The 15,057-nt window shown below is 58.3% G+C and carries 15 protein-coding genes; 9 read left to right on the top strand and 6 right to left on the bottom strand.

The annotated features are described in order from the left end of the window. The 4 genes from G5253_RS05580 to G5253_RS05565 form a co-directional block, all read left to right on the top strand. Positions 1-159 (top strand): integrase core domain-containing protein (locus G5253_RS05580; protein WP_206878072.1); only part of this gene is annotated, 159 nt, incomplete at its 5' end. Positions 160-277: 118 nt separating this feature from the next. Further along, positions 278-1,453, top strand: coding sequence for a S8 family peptidase (locus G5253_RS05575; RefSeq protein ID WP_421202824.1), 1,176 nt, complete (start codon positions 278-280; stop codon positions 1,451-1,453). Between the two features lie 113 nt (positions 1,454-1,566). Next, positions 1,567-1,776, top strand: coding sequence for a YgdI/YgdR family lipoprotein (locus G5253_RS05570; RefSeq protein WP_129503426.1), 210 nt, complete (start codon positions 1,567-1,569; stop codon positions 1,774-1,776). A gap of 170 nt (positions 1,777-1,946) precedes the next feature. Further along, positions 1,947-2,348 carry a DUF2541 family protein gene (locus G5253_RS05565; RefSeq protein WP_129503427.1) on the top strand — a complete coding sequence of 134 codons (402 nt, stop codon included), beginning with the start codon at positions 1,947-1,949 and terminating at the stop codon, positions 2,346-2,348. Positions 2,349-2,431: 83 nt separating this feature from the next. Here G5253_RS05565 and mog read toward each other — a convergent pair whose 3' ends face one another. Further along, complete coding sequence (gene mog / locus G5253_RS05560) at positions 2,432-2,962, bottom strand: molybdopterin adenylyltransferase (RefSeq protein WP_005354170.1); 531 nt, start codon at positions 2,960-2,962, stop codon at positions 2,432-2,434. A gap of 382 nt (positions 2,963-3,344) precedes the next feature. On the opposite strand from mog, the gene G5253_RS05555 reads away from it, so the two are divergent. The 4 genes from G5253_RS05555 (at position 3,345) to folA (ending at position 5,687) form a co-directional block, all read left to right on the top strand. Next, complete coding sequence (locus tag G5253_RS05555; RefSeq protein WP_421202822.1) at positions 3,345-3,680, top strand: DUF3135 domain-containing protein; 336 nt, start codon at positions 3,345-3,347, stop codon at positions 3,678-3,680. 235 nt (positions 3,681-3,915) lie between these two features. Continuing rightward, entirely contained in the window at positions 3,916-4,713 is a 798-nt protein-coding gene (locus G5253_RS05550) for a threonine/serine exporter family protein (protein ID WP_005348133.1), read from the top strand. Next, positions 4,710-5,177, top strand: a complete 468-nt coding sequence (locus tag G5253_RS05545; protein ID WP_026035076.1) for a threonine/serine exporter family protein — start codon at positions 4,710-4,712, stop codon at positions 5,175-5,177. Before G5253_RS05550 ends, G5253_RS05545 begins: the two co-directional genes overlap by 4 nt. Positions 5,178-5,195: 18 nt before the next feature. Then, entirely contained in the window at positions 5,196-5,687 is a 492-nt protein-coding gene (gene folA / locus G5253_RS05540) for a type 3 dihydrofolate reductase (RefSeq protein ID WP_421202821.1), read from the top strand. 79 nt (positions 5,688-5,766) lie between these two features. Here the strand turns inward: folA and G5253_RS05535 are convergent, their stop codons facing one another. The 5 genes from G5253_RS05535 to prfB all read right to left on the bottom strand — a co-directional run bounded on the left by G5253_RS05535 (position 5,767) and on the right by prfB (position 12,910). Continuing rightward, on the bottom strand, positions 5,767-6,561 hold the full coding sequence (locus tag G5253_RS05535; protein ID WP_421202819.1) for a phosphoadenylyl-sulfate reductase: 795 nt from the start codon (positions 6,559-6,561) through the stop codon (positions 5,767-5,769). Further along, positions 6,551-8,275: an assimilatory sulfite reductase (NADPH) hemoprotein subunit gene (gene cysI, locus G5253_RS05530; protein WP_421202818.1), complete on the bottom strand. Its 1,725-nt coding sequence runs from the start codon at positions 8,273-8,275 to the stop codon at positions 6,551-6,553. Before cysI ends, G5253_RS05535 begins: the two co-directional genes overlap by 11 nt. Then, a complete protein-coding gene (locus tag G5253_RS05525) occupies positions 8,275-10,062 on the bottom strand; it encodes an assimilatory sulfite reductase (NADPH) flavoprotein subunit (protein ID WP_421202816.1) in 1,788 nt (595 codons plus the stop codon). Before G5253_RS05525 ends, cysI begins: the two co-directional genes overlap by 1 nt. A 197-nt stretch (positions 10,063-10,259) precedes the next feature. Further along, positions 10,260-11,795, bottom strand: a complete 1,536-nt coding sequence (gene lysS, locus G5253_RS05520) for a lysine--tRNA ligase (RefSeq protein ID WP_005335201.1) — start codon at positions 11,793-11,795, stop codon at positions 10,260-10,262. A gap of 16 nt (positions 11,796-11,811) precedes the next feature. Next, positions 11,812-12,910 (bottom strand): peptide chain release factor 2 gene (gene prfB / locus G5253_RS05515; protein ID WP_100645262.1). Its coding sequence is split into 2 segments (ribosomal slippage): positions 11,812-12,834 and positions 12,836-12,910, totalling 1,098 coding nucleotides; the frame shifts between segments, so codons are not numbered across the junction. Between the two features lie 256 nt (positions 12,911-13,166). Between prfB and G5253_RS05510 the strand changes: the two genes are divergently transcribed. Further along, positions 13,167-15,038 carry a methyl-accepting chemotaxis protein gene (locus G5253_RS05510; RefSeq protein WP_421202831.1) on the top strand — a complete coding sequence of 624 codons (1,872 nt, stop codon included), beginning with the start codon at positions 13,167-13,169 and terminating at the stop codon, positions 15,036-15,038. The last annotated feature ends 19 nt before the right edge of the window (positions 15,039-15,057 follow it).

Here is a 15,057-nt window from a genome sequence, read left to right as displayed (position 1 = left end):
GTGAACGGGATTTTGAAAGGAGAGTTATTGTTGCAAAGCCCGCAGGATTTGACGCAAGCGCGGGAAATGGTGCGTGAAGCTGTGGATATTTACAACGCGGAGCGGCCGCATCATGCGTTGAAATACAGAACCCCCGATGCGGTACATAGAGGGTTCTGAGTAGAAAAATGCTAGTTGAAAATGTGTAAACTTATTTCAGGACTAGACACGCTCGGGCCTGCGCCAGCCTGCCACTACACTTTGCTGGTGGCTATCAGGTCGATGGAAGGAGTGACTGATGAGACGGATATGGACAGGCCTGCTGGTGGCAGGCGTACTGACACAGGGGGTAATGGCTGCCGAACGGGCTCGTTATCTGGTGCAACTCAAGCCGGGGGCGGAGGCCGCTGTGCTGGCCCAAAGCAAAGGGATGGGGGGCGAGCTGGCCCTGCAACTGCCCGAGCAGCATGCGCTGGCGCTCTGGTTGCCAGCTGCTGCAGCGACAGCGCTGGGGCGCAACCCCAACGTGCTGTGGGTGGAGCCGGATGCCAAGCGTTATGCCAGTGCCGAGACCCTGCCTTATGGCATTCCCATGGTACAGGCGCCACAACTGAGCGATGGTATGGCCGGAGAGGTGCTGGTGTGTATCATTGACTCTGGCTATAGCGGCAATCACCCGGATCTGCCCCATGGGGCGCAGGTGCAGGGTAGTGACAACGCAGGTACAGGCAGCTGGAGCAGTGACGAAAACGGTCACGGCACCCACGTGGCAGGCACCATAGCCGCCATTGGGGGGAACGACATGGGCGTGGTCGGTGTCTTGCCGAATCAGAGTGTCCCGCTGCACATCATCAAGGTGTTTGGCGCCAACGGCTGGGCCTATACCTCCAACCTGGTGGGGGCTCTCAATGCCTGCAAGCAGGGGATGAGCAGTCGTGGCTTTACTCGCATGGTCATCAACATGAGCCTAGGGGGCAATGTGCCCAGCAAGACGGAAGAGCAGGCGTTCAATCAGGCTTACAGCCAGAATGTGTTGAGTGTGGCGGCGGCGGGCAATGCGGGCAACACCAGCAAGTCCTATCCCGCCTCTTACAGCAGTGTGGTGAGCGTGGCTGCTATCGATGGCAGCAAGCAGTTGGCTTATTTCTCGCAACGCAACGATCAGGTGGAGCTGGCGGCCCCCGGTGTTGCTGTGCTGTCGACCGTGCCGAGTGGTTACGCCAGCTACAGCGGTACCTCGATGGCGACCCCTCATGTGGTCGGGGTCGCCACCCTGGCCTGGTCACAGCGGCTGGAGTGCAGCAATGATCAACTGCGCCAGACCCTGCGCAGCAGCGCCCAGGATCTGGGGGCTGTCGGACGGGACAACAGCTATGGCTATGGTCTGGTGCAGGCCAGAGCCGCGGCAGATCGGCTGGCACTTGGCTGTGGTTCCGGTACCGGTAGCAGTGGCAAACCGGGTGGTCGCAAGTAACTGATTTTTGATGGTGATCTCACTTTATTGTGCAAGTTTCCGACTGCCTGCCGGATTGGAGTAGGCTGGATATGACACCCTCGTGGTGAGGGTGAAAGGAGAAGAGTGCGCCTATGAAAAAACTGATGATGATCCTGGTGTGCGCCCTGGGGCTGGTAGCATGCAGCTCCCAATACATCATGAGCACCAAGGATGGCAAGATGATCACCACAGAGAGCAAGCCCAAGCTGGACGAGAGTACCGGTATGTATCGCTATTACGATCATGAAGGGCGTGAGGTGATGATCAATAAAGAAGATGTGACCCAGATCATGGAGCGTTGAGCGCTCATATGCAGTCAGGGCCGCAATATGCGGCCCTTCACATTTTTACCGGCAAATTCCTCCATTTTCTCCAGGCAATCGCCCCTCTTTCGCCGCAAATGTGCGTTCGGGTACAGCTTCCGTTATGGTTCGGTCCGTATTATTGCACTCCGTTTTTTATTGGAGGTGTTATGTCCCTGATGTCTATCTGGAATTCCCGTTTTTCCGCGCGCACCCTGCTGGGTGGTGTCTTGCTGGTGGTGGCGTCAGCCAGCCATGCTGGCGATGATCAGTTCACGCTGGGGCGGACTATTTTGCTGGGGGCCGGTGATCATGGTGCGACAATTCCTTTGGTGATTTGCCGTCAGACCAAATATATCAAGGTGAAGGCGGAACGTGATTTGACCCTGGATCGGGTGGTGGTGACCTATGGTGGTGATCGTACCAAAACCATTCGCTTCGATCGGGAGATGAGCAGTGATAAAGAGACCGAGTGGAAATCACTGGGTTCGCGTCGTTGTGTGAAAAAGATCGAAGTGTACGGTAATTCAGAGCGCAGCAAAGCGGGCGTAAAAGTATTCGGCCGTAAATAATCGATGCATTTTGTCTGCACGAACAGATGAGCTAAAAATAATGGTGAGCCGTGGCTCGCCATTATTTTTTATGGTCGGTTTTGCTATTTTTTCGGCCGAAATGGCTTGATGACAGTTTCATCGCACTCAAGATACGGCCCTTCCATCAAATCGATGCAGTAGGGGATGGCGGGGAATACTGCATCCAGACACTCGCGGATCGATTTGGGCTTGCCCGGCAGATTGACGATCAGGGTGTCGTCGCGCAGTCCGGCTGTCTGGCGCGACAGAATGGCGGTCGGCACAAACTTGAGGGATTCGGCCCGCATCAGCTCGCCAAAGCCCGGCATCATGCGATCACACACCGCTTCGGTCGCTTCCGGCGTGACATCCCGCTTGGCCGGGCCGGTGCCGCCTGTGGTGACGATGAGACAACACTGCTCTTCATCCGCCAGCCGGATCAGGGTCGCTTCAATCTGATCCTGTTCATCGGGGATCACCTGATAGACAGGTTCCCACTCCGATGTCAGATAGGCGTTCAGGGTGTCGATGATGGCCTTGCCGGAGAGGTCTTCATAGATACCCGCGCTGGCGCGATCGCTGACGGTGACGATACCGATTTTTGCCTTGCTCATGGTCTGCTCTTGAATGTCCGATAAAAGTGGCAATTAAAATAACATAATCAGTGAGATATGTTAAACCGTCGGAAGGAGCTACTGGTCATTTTATGGATGATAAAGAGTCGAATGAAGCAAAATTAATTTATCCCGGCTTTTATTGGAAATAAAAAACATAAAAAAGCAGCCTAAAATGTCTAAGTGTTTTGCATGCTCTTTCTTTTTTAAGCAAATGTTTGTTTCTGCATGTTATTTCAATGGATGATTTTCATCATGGTTGCCATTTTAATAACGATTACCTGAGTGGTGTGGTGAGCTCTTTGCCGCTCGGTCGTATATAAAGTTTTATATGGCTGATTCCTCAAGTTGTGGAGCCAGCAAGAGTCGCCGAGGAGGGCATATGGAGTTGCCTGATTTTGACACCCTGAAGGAGTTGGCCGCGAGTGAGCCTTCCCGGCTGGATGCGATCCTGAGGCAGCAGATAGACCAGTTGATGGCCCGGTCTAGCCCGGATCAGCAGCGCCGTCTGCGCGGATTGCAGTTCAAGATTGATGGTCAGCGTCGGCTGGCTAAAAACAATCTAGACAGCTGTATCCGGATTGCCAACATGATGCGGGAATCCTTTTATCTGATGCGCAGCGAAATGATCCAGTTCAGAGAAGAGGGAGAGCCTCCGCCTGAAAACGATGGCAGTGGTAAAATAATCCGTCTGGCGGACTATCGACGTCGTAAATAATCTGCAAGAAACTCCTTGGTTGATATTTCAGCCAAATCGGTGAGGTCATAATAAAGGGAATTGCTGACGATCTGATTGTTATGGTTTTTAATGTTAGTCGTAATGTATTTGTGATGTAATCTCTTTTCTCCTTCTTGTAATAACTAATTAGTCAGGTTGTGATAGGGGTGGATGAATAACAGTAAAAGTTAGGCTAATATGGCCGAAATTTTTATTGCTACGACTCGAAGGGATTATGAGAAGTATCACGCCAAGACGGGTGTTGTCGCGGGAGCAACAGACAGAGATCACCCGCATTATCGTCAAGGTGGGTCAGATGTTGGCCCAGTTCGGGGCGGAGAGCCGGATCATCGAGCAGACCACGGTGCGGCTGGGGATGGCGCTGGGGCTGGAGAGTGTCGAAATGGCCATCTCTTCCAGTGCCATCGTGCTCACCAGTCTCTATCAGGGGGGTTGCGTCACCACTACCCGGCGGGTGCGCGAACATGGCATCAACATGCAGGTGGTGTGCGAAATCCAGCGGATCTGCATCATGGCAGAGAAAGAGCTGATCGGCGCCCGTGAAGTGCGTCAGCGGCTCGAGGCCATCGTCCCCTTTCACTATCACCCCTGGTTGGTGGTCCCCATGGTGGGGCTCTCCTGTGGTGCCTTTAGCCTGCTGTTTGGCGGTGACTGGCCCATCTTCCTGGTGACCTGTTTCTCGTCTGCCGTGGCGATGCGGGTGCGCCAACTGATGGCCCGCCATCACCATAGCCCGCTCATCAACTTTGCCGCCACCGGCTTTATTGCCACCTTGCTCTCCTCCAGCGCCACCTTTTTTAACTGGGGTGACCAGCCCTATCTCGCCATGGCGGCTAGCGTGCTGCTGCTGGTGCCGGGCTTTCCGCTGATCAATGCGGTCTCCGACATGGTGAAGGGCTACTTCAACATGGGGCTGGCCCGCTGGGGGACCGCGACCCTGCTGACCATCAGCGCCGCCATAGGTATCATTTTGGCCATGTCGGTCACGGGGATCTGGGGGTGGAAAGTATGATGGATTTGCTCTGGCTACTGGCCAAGGATGCCTTCTGGTCCTCCATCCCGGCGGTGGGGTTTGCCATGCTGTTCAACGTGCCACCACGGATGCTGAAGTATTGCGCCATGGGCGGCGCGCTGGCCCACAGCCTGCGTACCTTGCTGATCCACTATGGTATGCCCATCGAGTGGGCGACGCTGGCGGCGGCGACTACGGTCGGCTTTGTCTGCGTCTACTGGTCGCGCCGTCTGCTGGCACCGCGTCCGGTGTTCAGCGTTGCCTCGATTATTCCGATGATCCCGGGTAGTTATGCGTTCAAGACCATGATTGCGGTGGTAGAGCTCAACATCAATGGCGTGACCATGGAGTTGATCCAGAGTGCGGTGGAGAACGGCCTCAAGGCGCTCTTTATCGTCGGTGCCCTCAGTTTCGGTTTGGCGATCCCCTCTCTGGTCGTGTACCGTAACCGCCCCATAATCTGACAGATGGTGAGAGGCCCCATGAAGATTTCCATGATTGCCGCCATGGCCCACGACAGGGTGATCGGCAAGGACAACCAGATGCCCTGGCATCTGCCTGCCGATCTGGCTCACTTCAAGCGTGTCACCCTCGGTAAACCGGTATTGATGGGGCGCAAGACCTTCGAATCCATCGGTCGACCGCTGCCCGGACGGCGCAATCTGGTGATCAGCCGCAATCCCGACTATCAGGCCGAGGGCATTGAGGTGGTGGGCTCCGTCGAGGCGGCGCTGGCGCTGTTGGCAGGCAGCTCGGTGGAGGAGTTGATGGTGATCGGTGGTGGTCATCTCTATGCCGAGATGTTGCCGAGTGCGGATTGTCTCTACCTGACCCGCATCGATCTGGCGGTGGAGGGGGATACCCGCTTCCCTGCTTTTGACGATGGTCAGTGGCAACGCGTTGAGTGCGAGAGCCACCCTGCCGATGAGAAGAACCCGCATCCCTATAGCTTCGAGATCTGGCTGCGCCGCTGACGGGCGAATGCTAATTTGCAAATAACAACAAGGGCATCTTCGGATGCCCTTGTTGTTCTGTTGGGTTTTCAAGACGGGATTAGATGCCTGAGCCGTCGTTCTCCCCGTTCTCCTCGTGCAAACCGCACTCGCGCTTGAGGCCGAAGAAGCGGGTCTGCTCCTCGCTCATGCCCGGCTCCCATTTTGTGGTGGTGTGGACATCGCCCACCGAGAGGTAGCCCTGCTCCCACAGCGGATGGTAGGGGAGGTCGAACTCCTTGAAGTAGTAGAAGACATCCTTGTTGCTCCAGTCGATCACCGGCAGGAACTTGAAGCGGCCGCGCTGGATGCCGAGCACCGGCAACTTGCCACGGCTGCCGGACTGCTCCCGGCGCAGGCCGGAGAACCAGGTCTGGGCCCCCAGCTCACGCAGGGCACGGTCCATCGGCTCCACCTTGTTGAGCTGGTTGTAGCGGGTGATCCCCTCCACCCCCTGCTCCCACAAGAGACCAAATCGCGCCTCCTGCCAGGCCGGTGACAACTCGGCCCGATAGATCTTCAGGTTGAGTGCGAGGCGCTCGGTCAGCTCGTCGATAAAGCGGTAGGTCTCCGGGAACAGATAACCGGTATCGGTCAGCACTACGGGCACGTCGGCCCGCTCGCGGCTTACCAGATGGAGCATCAGCGCCGCCTGAATGCCGAAGCTGGATGAGAGCACATGCTCCCCCGGCAGATTGGCCAGGGCCCAGCGCACCCGTTCTGGGGCGCTCATGGTATCCAGCTCGCGGTTGAGGGGCGCGAGTGCCTCGACTTGCTCCTCACGGCCGAGGGCCAGCAGTGCCTGCAGTTCAAGGCGGCCATCTTCAGTGACATTAAGCGGTTGATTAAGCGGCATAGAAGTCCCTCGCGGAGTCGATGACCGGGGCAATGATGCCGGCGCGAATGACGAAGTCGCCGAAGCACTCACCCTGATTTCGCTCGGTGGCCCAGCGGCCGATCAACGCGTCCAGTTCGGCCAGGATCTGCGGCTCGGTAATGTTCTCTAGGTGCAGGCGCGGAATGCGGGTGCCCTCAAGGTTGCCTCCCAGATGGAGGTTGTAGCGGCCGGGTGCCTTGCCCACCAGACCTACTTCCGCCAGCATGGCGCGGCCGCAGCCGTTGGGGCAGCCGGTGACCCGGAAGATGATGGCGTCATCCGCCAGCCCATGTTTGGTGAGCAAGCCCTCGATGTCGGTGACAAACGCCGGCAGCATGCGCTCCGCTTCGGCCATCGCCAGCGGGCAGGTGGGCAGGGCCACGCAGGCCATGGACTGCTTGCGCTGCTCGCTCACGCCGTCATCCAGCAGGCCGTATTGGCGTGCAAGCCCTTCGATGCGAGCCTTCTCGCCGGCAGGCACGCCCGCGATGATCAGGTTTTGGTTGGCGGTCAGGCGAAAATCCCCCTGATGCACCTTGGCGATCTCCAACATGCCGGTTTTGAGCGGCTTGCCCGGGAAGTCAAGCAGGCGGCCATTCTCGATAAACAGGGTGAGGTGATGCTTGCCGTCGATCCCCTCGACCCAACCGAAGCGATCGCCACGGCTGGTGAACTCATAGGGACGAACCGGCCCGAACTGGATGCCGGCGCGGCTCTCCACCTCGGCCTTGAACGCCTCGACGCCAACGCGCTCGAGGGTGTACTTGGTCTTGGCGTTCTTGCGGTTGACCCGGTTGCCCCAGTCGCGCTGGGTGCTGACCACGGCGGCCGCCACCTCCAGCACGTGGGAGAGCGGAATAAAGCCAAAGTCGCTCGCCTTGCGCGGGTAGGTGCTGGTGTCGCCGTGGGTCATGGCCAGACCCCCGCCCACCAGCACGTTGAAGCCCACCAGCTTGCCACCTTCGGCAATCGCCACGAAGTTGAGGTCGTTGGCGTGGATATCCACATCGTTGTGAGGCGGGATCACCACAGTGGTCTTGAATTTGCGCGGCAGGTAGTTGGAGCCCAGGATCGGTTCCTCATCCTGCCCCAGTTTTTCACCGTCCAGCCAGATCTCCACGTAGGCGCGGGTCTTGGGCAGCAGGTGCTCGGAGATCTTCTTGGCCCACTCGTAGGCCTCCTGATGCAGCTCGGACTCCACCGGGTTGCTGGTGCAGAGCACGTTGCGGTTCACATCGCCAGCGGTGGCGATGGAATCGATGCCGGTGTTGTTGAGGGTCTGGTGCATCAGCTTGATGTCGCGCTTCAATACCCCGTGGAACTGGAAAGTTTGACGGGTAGTCAGGCGGATGCTGCCGTAGAGGCTGTGCTCTTCGGCGAACTTGTCAATGATCTGCCACTGGGCCGGGGTGATGATCCCACCCGGCAGGCGGGCACGCAGCATGACGTTGTGCAGCGGCTCCAGCTTCTGGGCGGCGCGCTCCGGGCGGATGTCGCGGTCATCCTGCTGGTACATGCCGTGAAAGCGGATCAGCTGGAAGTTGTCGCCGTTGAAGCCGCCGGTGAGCGGATCCTGCAGATCTTGCTCTATGGTGCCGCGCAGAAAGTTGCTCTCGCGCTTGAGGCGCTCGTTGTCGGCCAGCGGCCCTTCGACCGGTCCCGCTTTTGGGTGAGAAAGAGGTTGTTTGCTCATCAATAGACATCCCTTTGATAACGTTTGGCACGACGCAATTCGCTCAAATACTCTTCTGCTTCCTCACGGCTCTTGTGACCGTGTTCGGCAATTACATCCAGCAGGGCCTCCTGTACATCCTTGGCCATCTTGTTGGCGTCGCCACACACATAGAAGTGAGCGCCTGCTTCCAGCCACTGGTAGAGCTCAAGCCCTGCCTCGCGCAGACGGTCCTGCACATAAATCTTGTTGGCCTGATCCCGGCTGAAGGCCAGGGAGATCTTCGACAGCAGCCCAGATTTCACATAACGCTGCCACTCCACCTGATAGAGGAAATCCTGGGTAAAGTGGGGGTTGCCGAAGAAGAGCCAGTTCTTGCCCTCGGCACCTTGGGCTTCCCGCTCCTGCATAAAGGCGCGGAACGGGGCGATGCCGGTGCCCGGGCCCACCATGATGACGGGGGTGTCGGGGTTTTGCGGCAGGCGGAAGTTGTCGTTGTGCTCGACGAATACCCGTACCTCGCCATCCTCAATCAGCCGATCCGCCAGATAGGAGGAGGCGGCGCCAGAGCGCACTGTGCCATCTTCCTGCGGGTAGCGCACCACGCCGACGGTCAGGTGCACCTCCTCTTCGACTTCGCTCTGTGCGGAGGCGATTGAGTAGAGGCGCGGGGTGAGGGGTCGCAGCAGGCCAACCAGCTGCTCGGCCGTGAGCGCGGTCGGGAAGCGTTTCAGCACATCCACCACTTGGGCAGAGGCGACCAGTGCATTGACCTGGGCCTTGTCACCGGCCAAGTCTTTCAGCGCCGCGTTGTCCGATATGTCAGCGAGCCCTGTGATAAAGCCGCCGTGCAGCCGGGTCAGTTCGAAGTGACTGGTCAGTGCGGCGTGCAAGGTGCCGTGAGCCGTGGCTTCATCGCCAGAGAGGCCGGTCAGGGCCAGCACTTCGCCCACCAGTTCGGCGTCATTGTCGAACCAGACACCGAGGGCATCCCCCGGCTGATAGGTGAGGCCGGAGTCGGCCAGATTGATTTCGATATGGCGGATATCCTTGGTGGAATCCCGGCCGGTGATCTTCTGATTGATCGACAGGCGGGCAGGGAAGGGGTTCTCCTTGCTGTACTGGCTGTGGCCAACCGCCTGCTGCACCGCGCTGGCTACGCTGCTGGCAGCACCGATAGAGAGCGTCGCTGCAATGGCATTGAGTGCCTGTTCGCTCCAGCTCTTGGCTGCATCCTGATAATCCACATCGAGGCTGGCGAGCTCATAAATCCGCTCGGCCCCAGCGGTGGCGAGGAAGTTGTCAAAATCTTTGCCGGTCTGGCAGAAAAATTCGTAGGAGCTGTCACCCAGCCCCAGTACCGCGAACTTGAGGCCGTCCAGTTTGCCAATCTTGCCTTTTTTAAGCTGCTCGAACAGATCGACGGCGCTCTCCGGCGGTTCACCCTCCCCGTAAGTGCTCACTACCACCAGCAGATGGCTCTCTTTCTTGAGCTGCTTGGGTTTGTAGTCGGCCATCGACGCGAGGGTGGCCGGTAGACCACGGGCTTCAGCCTGCGCCTTGATGGCAGTAGCGACACCTTTGGCATTGCCGGTCTGGGAGCCGTAGAGAATGGTCAGGCTGCCACTGGGCGCAGCCACGGCGGCGCTGGCTACAACGCTCTGCTGACCGGTCTGGGAGAGGCCGTAGAGATATCCGCTCACCCAGGCCAGTTGCTGGGTATTGAGGGTCGAGAGTACCTGACCCAGCTGACGTTGCTGCTCGTCAGAGAGGGGGGAGAGGTTGAATGGGGAATCCTTCAATTGCATCACACGCGTCTTCCATGGTCTGATTTTTGGCCAGATTAAAGGGCGTGTTGGCTAACAACAAAGAATAAAAATATCTTCTTTATTCCATTATTGAATTTTGAAAGTGATTTTGCGGTAAAGGAGATAGAAAAACGCCCCGCTGTTGCGGGGCGTTTTCAAGCTATCGCGCTCGGGATGGATCCCGGCGGGCATGAACCTTACTTCTGCGGACGCAGGGCCGGGAACAGAATGACGTCACGGATGGTGTGGCTGTTGGTGAACAGCATCACCAGACGGTCGATACCGATACCCTGACCGGCAGTCGGCGGCAGGCCGTGTTCCAGCGCGGTGACGAAGTCGGCGTCGTAGAACATGGCTTCGTCGTCGCCAGCTTCTTTCTGATCAACCTGATCCTGGAAGCGCTTGGCCTGGTCTTCTGCATCGTTCAGCTCGGAGAAGCCGTTGGCCAGCTCGCGGCCACCGATGAAGAATTCGAAGCGGTCGGTTACATCCGGGTTCACGTCGTTGCGACGAGCCAGCGGAGAAACGGCTGCCGGGTACTCGGTGATAAAGGTTGGTTGCAGCAGCATGTGCTCCACGGTCTCTTCGAAGATCGCGGTGATCACGTGGCCCAGCTCCCAACCCTTCATCAGCTCGATGTGCAGACGCTTGGCAACGGCCTTGGCGCTCTCGAGGGTAGCCAGATCATCCAGGGTCACATCCGGGTTGAACTTCAGGATGGACTCGACCATGGTGAGGCGCTGGAACGGCTGACCGAAATCGATGGTCAGGCCCTCTTCGCCCTCTTTGGCGTAACGGATCTTGGTGTCGCCCAGGATGTCCTGCGCCAGGGTGCGCAGCAGCTCTTCGGTCAGGTCCATCAGATCGATGTAGTCGGCGTAGGCCATGTAGAACTCGATCATGGTGAACTCGGGGTTGTGACGAACCGAGATACCTTCGTTACGGAAGTTGCGGTTGATCTCGTAGACACGCTCGAAGCCACCGACTACCAGACGCTTCAGATAGAGCTCCGGAGCGATACGCAGGTACATGTCGATGTCCAGCGCATTGTGGTGAGTGACGAACGGACGCGCGGAGGCACCACCCGGAATGACTTGCATCATCGGGGTTTCCACTTCCATGAAGCGCTTTTCGTTGAAGAACTTGCGGATACCGGCAACCACCTGGGTGCGGATCATGAAGGTCTTGCGGGACTCTTCGTTGGCGATCAGATCCAGGTAGCGCTGGCGGCAGCGAGCTTCCTGGTCGGTCAGGCCTTTGTGCTTCTCGGGCAGCGGACGCAGTGCCTTGGTCAGCAGGCGGATATCGGAAACGTGAACGGAGAGCTCACCGGTCTGGGTCTTGAACAGGGTACCTTCGACACCCACGATGTCGCCCAGATCCCACTTCTTGAACTGCTCGTTGTAGAAACCTTCCGGCAGGTCGTCACGGGTGACGTAGACCTGGATCTTGCCGGCCATGTCCTGCAGGGTGGCGAAAGAAGCCTTGCCCATGATCCGGCGGGTCATGATGCGACCGGCAATCTTCACCCGTTTACCCAGGCTCGTCAGCTCCTCGGCGCTTTTGTCGTCGAACTCTGCGTGCAGATCGCCAGAGAGGCTGTCGCGACGGAAGTCGTTGGGGAAAGGATTACCCTGGGCGCGCAGGGCGGCCAGCTTGGAACGACGCTCGGTCATCTCGTTGTTGAGTTCGAGAGTTTGGTCGACTTCCGGAGTGATGGTTTGTTCAGACATGGTGATTCCTGCTTGTTTACAGACCTGATTTCAGGCTGGCTTCGATAAACTTGTCCAAGTCACCGTCGAGCACCGATTGGGTATTACGGGTTTCGACGCCGGTGCGCAGATCCTTGATACGGGAGTCATCCAGCACATAGGAACGGATCTGGCTGCCCCAACCGATATCAGACTTGGTCTCTTCCAGGGCTTGTTTCTCAGCGTTCTGCTTCTGAATTTCCAGCTCGTAGAGCTTGGCTTTCAGCTGCTTCATACACTGGTCTTTGTTTTTGTGCTGGGAACGGTCGTTCTGGCACTGTACCACGACACCGGTCGGTACGTGGGTAATACGCACCGCGGATTCGGTTCGGTTAACGTGCTGACCGCCGGCACCGGAGGCACGGTAGACGTCGATCCGCAGATCCGCCGGGTTGATCTCGATATCGATATCGTCGTCGATCTCGGGGTAGACGAACACAGAACAGAAGGAGGTGTGACGGCGGCCACCGGAATCGAACGGAGACTTGCGAACCAGACGGTGTACGCCGGTTTCGGTACGCAGCCAGCCGAACGCATATTCGCCGGTGAACTTGATGGTGGCGGATTTGATGCCGGCCACGTCGCCTTCGGAGCATTCAATCAGCTCGGGCTTGTAGCCGTGGGCATCGCCCCAGCGCAGGTACATGCGCAGTACCATGTTGGCCCAATCCTGTGCTTCGGTACCACCGGAGCCGGACTGGATGTCGATATAGCAGTCGGAGCCGTCGTGCTGACCGGAGAACATGCGGCGGAACTCGAGATCCACCAGCTTGGCTTCCAGTTGTTCGGATTCGGCGATGGCTTCGTTGAAGGTCTCTTCGTCTTCCCCTTCCACGGCCAGGCTCACCAGCATCTCGACGTCATCCACGCCCTGGGTCAGGGTGTCGATGGTGCCGACCACGTTTTCCAGCGCTACGCGCTCTTTGCCCAGCGCCTGTGCGCGCTCGGGTTCATTCCATACGTCCGGCTGTTCCAGCTCGGCGTTGACCTCTTCTAGACGCTCTTTCTTGGCGTCATAGTCAAAGGTACCCCCTAAGAAGCTCGGTCCGCTCAGACAGCTCCTTAAGTTTATTTAATACGGGATTAACTTCGAACATCGTGAAAACTCTCAGGGTCGATGTGATTTAAAAACGGGATATTCTAGCCAATTGTGGAAGGAATAAACAGGGTTGCCTTGGCTTGTGCGGCTCATGCCGTCAATTTCTGGTGCACTTTTCTCCACCTCGGTAGAAAATATCGCCCGCAGACCCATTTTCAGGTTCAGTTTTGGCCATTCGGGTCGCTAATGACTACGTGTAGTGTTGTGCAATTTAGGGAAAAACCCGCTCCTCACCTCAATAAGAAGAACACATGATGAAAAACCTGTCACTCAAGCAGAAGATACTGTTGTCAGTGGTGATCGCCCTTTCGTTGGTGATTTTGTTGCTCTCCTGGCAGAGCTATAGCAGCCAGAAGTCCCTGTTGCTGCAAGGCAGCCAGGAGCAGTTGCAACGGCTGGGTACCCAGCAGGCCGAGCGTGTCAGCGACTGGCTCGCAGCGCGCCGCGATGTGATCCAGGCGCTCGGCAACAAGGCCGGTGCTGACCCCCTCAATGCCTTGCAACAGGCACAAGTCTCCGGCCGTTTCCAGCTCACCTATTTCGGTGAGAGCAGCGGCAAGATGAATGACTCCGATCCCTCCATCAACCGCGATGGCTACGACCCGCGCTCCCGTGGCTGGTATCAGGAAGCAATGGGCAAGGGCGGCCTGATTGTCACCAAGCCCTATCTCGACGTGGCTTACAACATCATGGTGGTGACCCTGGCCCAGCCGGTTTCTGGCGGGGTAGTCGGTGGTGACCTCTCCATCGCCTCGCTGGTGGAGGACGTCACCAAGATGAAGCTGCCGGCCGATGGTTTTGCCATCATGATGCACAAAGACGGCACCATCATCGCCTACAAGGATGCCGCCAAGGCGATGAAACCGGCCACCGAGATCGACAACGATCTGACCAATGCGCTGATCGAGCAGAGCAAGGCCAGCAACGGTCTGGTGGCGGCCTACTTCGACAACGAAGGACGTGACAAGCTGCTGTGGGCGGTCGATATCCCCGACACCGACTGGGAACTCGTGTTGGTGCTGGACAAGGCCGCGCTGGAAGCGCCGCTCTCCTCCCTGCTGATGACCCAGCTGGGCATGGCGCTGCTGGTGCTGGTGGGCAGTATCCTCGCTATCTCCTGGCTGGTCAGCATGCTGCTGGGCCCGCTCAGCAAGGTCTCCCAGGCACTGGCACGCATTGCCGATGGTAACGGCGATCTGACCCAGCGCATCAAGATCGATGCCAACGATGAAGTGGGTCAGCTGGCGAACAGCTTCAACCGCTTCGTCGGCAGCCAGCACCAGCTGATCGGTAATATCCGCCAGCTGGCCAACGAGCTGAACGCCGATGCCGAGCGCAGTCTGGTGACCAACCAGGCCGCGGTGGACGAGCTGCAGCGTCAGCAGCAGGAGGTGACCATGGTCGCCACTGCGGTCACCGAGATGGCGAGCGCCACCATGGAGATCGCCGGCAACGCCGAGAACACCGCCGCCGCTGCCCAGCAATCTGCCCAGAGCAGTGAGCAGGGCAAGATGCTGGTCAACAAGACCCGCCAGTCCATCAATGGTCTGGCTGAAGAGGTGGGGCAGGCGACCGAGGTGATCGGCGAGCTGAGCCGTCACGCGCAGGCGATCACCAGCATTCTCTCCACCATTCAGGGGATTGCCGAGCAGACCAACCTGCTGGCGTTGAACGCGGCCATCGAAGCGGCCCGTGCTGGTGAGCAGGGTCGTGGTTTTGCGGTGGTGGCTGACGAGGTGCGGGTGCTGTCTCGCCGTACTCAGGACTCCACCCAGCAGATCCAGTCCACCATCGAGACCCTGCAACAGACCACCGCCCGCGCGGTGAGCCTGATGCAGACCAGTCAGGGGCTGGCGGACAACAGCGTGCAGGATGCGGATCAGGCGGTGCGCGCACTGGAAGAGATCACCAGTGCCATCTCCCTCATCTCCGACATGGCGGGCCAGATCGCCACTGCCGCTGAGGAGCAGACCCAGGTGACCGGCGAGATCACCCAGAACACCACCGCCATCAAGGATGTGAGTGACGAGATCACCGCCGCCGCCATGCGCGATCTGGATCAGGCCCAGAGTCTCAAGGGACGGGCATCTGACCTTAACCAGCAGGTGTCGACCTTTATCCTGTAAGGTGCAACTCTCGGCCTGT

Origin of the sequence: Aeromonas sp. 602658, from assembly GCF_049173005.1 — a bacterium.
Classification (GTDB): domain Bacteria; phylum Pseudomonadota; class Gammaproteobacteria; order Enterobacterales; family Aeromonadaceae; genus Aeromonas; species Aeromonas veronii_A.
Note: the sequence above shows the minus strand (reverse complement) of the source record. Positions and strands in the feature narration are given on the sequence as shown.

What these genes read in the sequence shown, in the direction of transcription:
- G5253_RS05575 (WP_421202824.1), top strand. Translation starts at nt 278, where the DNA reads ATGAGACGGATATGGACAGGCCTGCTGGTGGCAGGCGTACTGACACAG.
- G5253_RS05570 (WP_129503426.1), top strand. Translation starts at nt 1,567, where the DNA reads ATGAAAAAACTGATGATGATCCTGGTGTGCGCCCTGGGGCTGGTAGCA.
- G5253_RS05565 (WP_129503427.1), top strand. Translation starts at nt 1,947, where the DNA reads ATGTCCCTGATGTCTATCTGGAATTCCCGTTTTTCCGCGCGCACCCTG.
- mog (WP_005354170.1), bottom strand. Translation starts at nt 2,962, where the DNA reads ATGAGCAAGGCAAAAATCGGTATCGTCACCGTCAGCGATCGCGCCAGC.
- G5253_RS05555 (WP_421202822.1), top strand. Translation starts at nt 3,345, where the DNA reads ATGGAGTTGCCTGATTTTGACACCCTGAAGGAGTTGGCCGCGAGTGAG.
- G5253_RS05550 (WP_005348133.1), top strand. Translation starts at nt 3,916, where the DNA reads ATGAGAAGTATCACGCCAAGACGGGTGTTGTCGCGGGAGCAACAGACA.
- G5253_RS05545 (WP_026035076.1), top strand. Translation starts at nt 4,710, where the DNA reads ATGATGGATTTGCTCTGGCTACTGGCCAAGGATGCCTTCTGGTCCTCC.
- folA (WP_421202821.1), top strand. Translation starts at nt 5,196, where the DNA reads ATGAAGATTTCCATGATTGCCGCCATGGCCCACGACAGGGTGATCGGC.
- G5253_RS05535 (WP_421202819.1), bottom strand. Translation starts at nt 6,561, where the DNA reads ATGCCGCTTAATCAACCGCTTAATGTCACTGAAGATGGCCGCCTTGAA.
- cysI (WP_421202818.1), bottom strand. Translation starts at nt 8,275, where the DNA reads ATGAGCAAACAACCTCTTTCTCACCCAAAAGCGGGACCGGTCGAAGGG.
- G5253_RS05525 (WP_421202816.1), bottom strand. Translation starts at nt 10,062, where the DNA reads ATGCAATTGAAGGATTCCCCATTCAACCTCTCCCCCCTCTCTGACGAG.
- lysS (WP_005335201.1), bottom strand. Translation starts at nt 11,795, where the DNA reads ATGTCTGAACAAACCATCACTCCGGAAGTCGACCAAACTCTCGAACTC.
- G5253_RS05510 (WP_421202831.1), top strand. Translation starts at nt 13,167, where the DNA reads ATGAAAAACCTGTCACTCAAGCAGAAGATACTGTTGTCAGTGGTGATC.